The organism is Methylobacterium segetis (genome assembly GCF_004348265.1).
In the GTDB taxonomy this organism is placed as follows: Bacteria; Pseudomonadota; Alphaproteobacteria; order Rhizobiales; family Beijerinckiaceae; genus Methylobacterium; species Methylobacterium segetis.
Genome location: NZ_SMNT01000064.1, coordinates 24,054 through 30,053 on the forward strand (window position 1 = coordinate 24,054; position 6,000 = coordinate 30,053).

Genomic DNA, 6,000 nt, shown 5'->3' on the forward strand with positions numbered 1-6,000 from the left:
ATGACGAAGCTTGGCGGCTCCGGTTCCACGGGCCCTCCCCCAGCGTCCGTTAACGCTCCACTCACCTTGTCGCGCGGGATCCGTCACCCGTGGCGGATTGCTGTGCGCCAGCGCATCCGCCGATACGGCAGGCGGCCCTAACCCCGTCGCCTCGTGCGAGAGGGGGCGGGGACGATGGCCTCGAAGGTTCTGCTGGTGCTCACCGTCGTCGCATTTCTGGTCAGCGGCCGGGCGCCGGGCATGCGCGAGTTGCGCAATCCGGATGCGGAGCCAGGCGGCCGCGTCGCTCTGGCGGCCAAGCGCGAGGCCGTCTGAGCGCGCCGGGCCGCGGCTCGCGGCAGGCCGCCAGACATTGCTCTCGCATGGAGTAGAGCCCGTGCCGCGAGGCGCGGAAGCCCGAGGCCGGCGCGGATGCGCGTCGATCGGCCGAGGCCCACGCCACGGGGGCGTGCCGGCGACGGCAAGGCGGATGAGACGGCCGCGACAGGGGTCGAATGAAGCGGAGCCAGGGCGATCAGGCCGGAGGCGGGCGGCCTCTGCCCTTAAACGCTGCGCCGACGCTTTGGCCGGGCGGGCCGCTTTCGTGCCGGCTTCTTGCCCGAGGCCGACCGGCCCGTGGCAGCCCGCGTCATCTCGGACAGGGCGATCTGCTGCTGGCGCCGTGCGGTCGATGTGGCCATGCCCATCCACCAGCCGGCCGCCTGATTGGCAGCGGAGAGCCAGAGGCTCAGTGCGGGATTCTTCATGTGGACCTCTCGGGAGCAGGAGACCGCTCGCGGGTCAACGCACGGGCGTGGATCCCGTTACCGTCCGAAGCCCTGCTGAAACATGCGCGCGAAGGTCTCCCGCATCTGGTCGGGGCTCTGCGAGACCGAGGACAGCCAATTCTTCAGAAGCGCATCGGGAGCGAAGCGATCCATCTCGGCCAGCATCCGCTTCTCCATCTCGGCCAGGAGAGCCGCCTGCATCGGCTGGACATCCGGAAGTCCGAAGAACGCTCGAGCTTCCTCAGGTGTGCAATCGATATTGACGCTGATTTTCATGTTCCCTCCTAGGATTCCCGTTGGCATATCGCCGTGTCGGCGTTCGTACGAAAGGAGCGCTCCGGGGTGTTTGGCATCCAAGATTTCATAAATACGACACAAAACCCGATTGCCCGTCGCGAATACCGGAAACTGTGGGAGCCGTCGCACATTTGTTAACGCCATGCCGCAACCCGCTCGCTAAAGGCGCATCCACGCAATGATGGATGAGCGAGCTGTGACCTTAGGCGGCCCTGAATACGTGATCGATGCGCCCGACATGGATTGGAACTACGAGCCGTCTCGGGAAGAGCTCTTCAGATCGTTGCGATCCCCTCTCTACACGACCGATGCGGACGGCTGGCTAACGTACTACAACGCGGCCGCCGCGGAACTCTGGGGCTATCCCCCCTCTCTGGGCGAGGCTCGCTGGTGTGGTTCCTGGCGCATCTACACGCCGGACGGCAGGCACCTCCCGCTCGACCAATGCCCGATGGCCGTCGCTCTGAAGGAAGGGCGGGCGGTCCGCGGCGTACAGGCGGTGCTGGAACGTCCGGACGGGTCCCGCCGCCCCTTCATGCCCTACCCGACCCCGCTCTACGATCGAGCGGGTCGCCTCGTCGGCGGCTCGAACATCCTCCTGCCCCTCGACTGAGCCTCGAAGGGGCGCCCGCGCCATCGATCTGGCTCCCGGCGCCCGGGCAGCGAGCGACGCGCGGATGTCGGGTCTCCGGTCAGGTATGGATCACGCGGCCATAAGCGTCGAGCACGCTCTCGTGCATCATTTCCGAGAGCGTCGGGTGGGGGAAGACCGTGTGCATCAGCTCTTCCTCGGTCGTCTCCAGCGTCATCGCGACGACGTAGCCCTGGATCAGCTCGGTCACCTCGGCCCCGACCATGTGAGCGCCGAGCAATTGCCCCGTCTGGGCGTCGAAGATCGTCTTGATCAGTCCGTCCGGTTCGCCGAGGGCGATGGCCTTGCCGTTACCCGCGAAGGGGAAGCGGCCGACCTTGACCGAGAAGCCCTGCTCCTTCGCCTTGGCCTCGGTCAGCCCCACGCTCGCGATCTGCGGCTGGCAGTAGGTGCAGCCGGGGATCTTGCCCTTGTCCATCGGGTGCGTGTGCAGGCCCTTGATGGTCTCGATGCAGATCACGCCCTCGTGCTCGGCCTTGTGGGCGAGCATCGGCGGCCCGGCCACGTCACCGATCGCGTAGACCCCCGGCACGTTGGTGCGCCCGAGCCCGTCGGTGACGACGATGCCGCGGTCGATTTTCACGCCGAGCTTCTCGAGGCCGAGATTCTCGATGTTGCCGACGACGCCGACCGCCGAGATCAGTTTTTCGGCCGTGATCTGCTGCGACTTGCCGTCCCCGGCCTCCACCGTCGCCGTGACCGAGTCGGAGCCCTTCTCGACCTTCGTCACCTTGGCGCCGGTAAGGATCTTGATCCCCTGCTTCTCGAAGCGCTTGCGGGCGAGGCCCGCGATCTCGGCATCCTCGACGGGCAGGATCTGGGGTAGCAACTCCACCACCGTCACCTCGGCGCCCATGGTGCGGTAGAACGAGGCGAATTCGATACCGATGGCCCCCGAGCCCATCACGAGCAGGCTTTTGGGCATCTTCTCGGGCACCATGGCCTCGTAATAGGTCCAGATCTGCTTCTTGTCGGGCTCGATGCCGGGGATGGCGCGGGGGCGCGCGCCGGTGGCCACGATGATGTGCTTGGCCTGATAGGTGCCCGCGCCCTTTGCGCCCTTCGGCGCTTCGGCGCGCTTCGTCTCCTTGACGGTGACCTGGCCCGGCTGGTTGCCTTTCGCCGCGGAGTCGATCGCCGCCTCGCCCCAGATCACGTCGACCTTGTTCTTCTTGAGCAGCATGCCGACGCCGCCGTTGAGGCGGCCGGAAACGCCCCGCGAGCGCTTGACGATGGCCGCGGCATCGAACCCGACCTTCTCCGCCGACAGGCCGTAATCGGCGGCGTGCTGCATGTAGTGGTAGATCTCGGCCGAGCGCAGCAGGGCCTTCGTCGGGATGCAGCCCCAGTTCAGGCAGATGCCGCCCAGATGCTCCCGGTCGACCACGGCGGTCTTGAACCCGAGCTGCGCCGAACGGATCGCCGTGACGTAGCCGCCGGGCCCGGCGCCGATGATGAGGACGTCGTAGGTGTCGGGCATCTGGCTCTCCGAGCGATTCCCTCCCTTGCGAGGAGGGCTGGGGTGGGGGTGGTGACGCCTGGCCGGCCTGCGCGGCAGGCGCAGCGCGCCGGCCTACACCAGCATCCCCATCGGGTTCTCGATCAGGCTCTTGAAGGCCGCGATCAACTCGGCGCCGAGGGCGCCGTCGAGGACGCGGTGGTCGCAGGAAAGGGTGCAGGTCATCACCTGCACCACGGCCGGCGCGTCGCCCTTCACGACCACCCGCTTCTCGCCGGCGCCGACCGCGAGGATCGTCGATTGGGGTGGATTGATCACGGCCGTGAAGTGCTTGATCCCGAACATGCCGAGATTCGAGACCGAGGTGACGCCGCCCTGGTACTCCTCGGGCTTCAGCTTCTTGGCACGGGCGCGGGCAGCGAAGTCCTTCATCTCGTTCGAGATCGTCGAGAGCGTCTTCTGGTCGGCCTTGCGGATCACGGGAGTGAACAGGCCCCCGTCGATCGCGACCGCGACGCCGACCTCCGCGTTGTTGAAGCGCAGGATCCGGTCTTCGGCCCAGACCGCGTTCGCCGCCGGCACGCGCATCAGCGCGAGGCCCATCGCCTTGATGACGAAGTCGTTCACCGAGAGCTTGAAGAGCGGCTTGCCGTCCTTGTCCTTGCCGGCGCTGGAATTCAGCTGCTCGCGCAGCTTCATGAGCGCGTCGAGCTCGCAATCGACGGTGAGGTAGAAATGCGGAGCCACCTGCATCGCCTCGGTGAGGCGCTTGGCGATGGTCTTGCGCATCCCGTCGAGGGGCACCTCCTCGTAGGCGCCCTTGTCGTAGAAGCCGCGGACCTGATCGAGGCTGAGGCCGGCGGCCCCGGCCGCGGCGGCCTTCGGTGCGAGGGGCGGCGCGGCGGCAACCGTCCCGGCGGGGGCCTCGGCGGCCTTCGGGGCCGCGGCCTTGCCCGTGCCGTTCGCGGCCGCGGCGCGCACGTCGCGCTCGATCACCCGCCCGTGAGGACCCGAGCCCTGGATGCCAGAGAGGTCGATGCCCTCCTGCTTGGCGATGCGGCGCGCGAGCGGAGAGGCGAAGACGCGCCCGCCCGCGGGCGCGGCCTGCGCGGCTTCGTTGCCCTTCGCCGCCGGCTTCGCCCCGCCGGGCGCCTCGTTCACCCGCTCGTAGCTCATGTGGCCGCCGCCCGGCGTGGTGTTCTGGGCCGCGGGGGACGCCTCCGCCTTCGGGGCCTCCGTCGGCGCTTCGGCCTGCGCCGCGCCGCCCGACGGGGCCTGGACGCTGCCCGGATCCTCACCCTCGGCGGCGATCAGCGCGATGAGGTCGTTGACCGGCACGTCCGCGGTGCCCTCGGGCACCAGGATCTTGGCGAGCACGCCCTCGTCGATGGCCTCGACCTCCATCGTGGCCTTGTCGGTCTCGATCTCCGCCAGCACATCGCCGGACTTGACCGCGTCGCCCTCCTTCTTGAGCCACTTGGCGAGGTTGCCCTTCTCCATCGTGGGCGAGAGGGCGGGCATCAGGACGTTGATCGGCATCGCTTGATGATCCTGAGCGGCCAAGGGCCTGGAATGAGTTCGTGAGCGGTCAGTTGAGGGCAGAGCCGGGCTCGGGATCCTCGCTGCCGCCGGAGGCGAGACCCTCCCGGATCTGCGCGAAGGCCTCCTCCTCGGTGAGGCCGGTCTCGAGCGCGTAGATGCGGGCCGCGTGACGGGCGAGGTCGATCAGGAGCACGCCCCAGGTGAAGGGGTCGTCGAAGGAGCGGCGCAGGGCGATGCTGACCGCCCCGTCGACGACGCTGGCGCGCAGGACCTCGACGCCGCCCTTCTCGAGGGCGTCGGGAGGCGGGGAGAGTTCCTGGAAATCCTTCATCTTACTTGTAGCAGACGCTTTTCGCGGCCTCGACCACCTCGGCCACGGTCGGCAGCGCGAGCTTCTCGAGATTCGCCGCGTAGGGCATCGGCACGTCCTTGCCGGTGATGCGCAGGACCGGCGCGTCGAGATAGTCGAAGGCGTCGACCATCAGGCGCGCCGCGATCTCGGCGCCGACGCCCGATTGCGGGAAGCCCTCCTCCACCGTGACGCAGCGGCCGGTCTTCTTGACGGATTCCACCACCGTGTCCGTGTCCATCGGCCGGATCGTGCGCAGGTCGATCACCTCGGCCTCGATGCCCTGCTCGGCCAGCGCCTGCGCGGCCTTGAGCGCGTAGGTCATGCCGATCGCGAAGGAGACGATGGTGACGTCCGAGCCCTGGCGGTGGATGCGCGCCTTGCCGATCGGCAGCACGAAGTCGTCGAGCTTCGGCACCGGGAAGGATTGGCCGTAGAGGATCTCGTTCTCGAGAAAGATCACCGGGTTCGGGTCGCGGATCGCGGCCTTGAGGAGCCCCTTGGCGTCGGAGGCCGTGTAGGGCGCGATGACCTTCAGTCCCGGCACGTTCGAGTACCAGGCCGCGTAATCGTGGCTGTGCTGGGCGCCGACACGCGCGGCGGCGCCGTTCGGCCCCCGGAACACGATCGGGCAGCCGAGCTGGCCGCCCGACATGTAGAGGGTCTTGGCGGCCGAGTTGATGATGTGGTCGATCGCCTGCATGGCGAAATTGAACGTCATGAACTCGACGATCGGCTTCAGGCCCGTATAGGCCGCGCCGACGCCGATGCCGGCAAAGCCGTGCTCGGTGATCGGTGTGTCGACCACGCGCCGCGCGCCGAATTCCTGCAGCAGCCCCTGCGTGATCTTGTAGGCGCCCTGATACTCGGCGACCTCCTCGCCCATCACGAAGACGTCCTCGTCCCGGCGCATCTCCTCGGCCATCGCGTCGCG

8 protein-coding genes are annotated in these 6,000 nt (G+C 68.1%); 2 read left to right on the plus strand and 6 right to left on the minus strand.

Annotated elements, in window-relative coordinates; genetic code table 11:
* Window positions 1-174 precede the first annotated feature (174 nt).
* On the plus strand, window positions 175-315 hold the full coding sequence (locus tag E1J50_RS27410; protein WP_165937896.1) for a hypothetical protein: 141 nt from the start codon (window positions 175-177) through the stop codon (window positions 313-315).
* Window positions 316-542: 227 nt separating this feature from the next.
* Here E1J50_RS27410 and E1J50_RS16810 read toward each other — a convergent pair whose 3' ends face one another.
* A complete protein-coding gene (locus E1J50_RS16810) occupies window positions 543-746 on the minus strand; it encodes a hypothetical protein (protein ID WP_132254993.1) in 204 nt (67 codons plus the stop codon).
* 57 nt (window positions 747-803) lie between these two features.
* The gene (locus E1J50_RS28435; protein ID WP_342635914.1) at window positions 804-1,208 is read right to left on the minus strand and encodes a DUF6489 family protein; all 405 of its coding nucleotides are present in this window, start codon (window positions 1,206-1,208) and stop codon (window positions 804-806) included.
* Between the two features lie 139 nt (window positions 1,209-1,347).
* Between E1J50_RS28435 and E1J50_RS16820 the strand changes: the two genes are divergently transcribed.
* Complete coding sequence (locus E1J50_RS16820; protein ID WP_245516611.1) at window positions 1,348-1,677, plus strand: PAS domain-containing protein; 330 nt, start codon at window positions 1,348-1,350, stop codon at window positions 1,675-1,677.
* Window positions 1,678-1,756: 79 nt separating this feature from the next.
* Here E1J50_RS16820 and lpdA read toward each other — a convergent pair whose 3' ends face one another.
* The 4 genes from lpdA to E1J50_RS16840 all read right to left on the minus strand — a co-directional run.
* Window positions 1,757-3,196, minus strand: coding sequence for a dihydrolipoyl dehydrogenase (gene lpdA, locus E1J50_RS16825; protein WP_132254996.1), 1,440 nt, complete (start codon window positions 3,194-3,196; stop codon window positions 1,757-1,759).
* A gap of 93 nt (window positions 3,197-3,289) precedes the next feature.
* Window positions 3,290-4,714 (minus strand): pyruvate dehydrogenase complex dihydrolipoamide acetyltransferase, encoded by a 1,425-nt coding sequence (locus E1J50_RS16830; RefSeq protein WP_132254997.1) that lies wholly within the window; start codon window positions 4,712-4,714, stop codon window positions 3,290-3,292.
* A gap of 49 nt (window positions 4,715-4,763) precedes the next feature.
* Window positions 4,764-5,048: a DUF5076 domain-containing protein gene (locus tag E1J50_RS16835; protein ID WP_132254998.1), complete on the minus strand. Its 285-nt coding sequence runs from the start codon at window positions 5,046-5,048 to the stop codon at window positions 4,764-4,766.
* 1 nt (window position 5,049) lies between these two features.
* On the minus strand, window positions 5,050-6,000 hold a 951-nt coding region (locus E1J50_RS16840), incomplete at its 5' end, for a pyruvate dehydrogenase complex E1 component subunit beta (protein ID WP_132254999.1).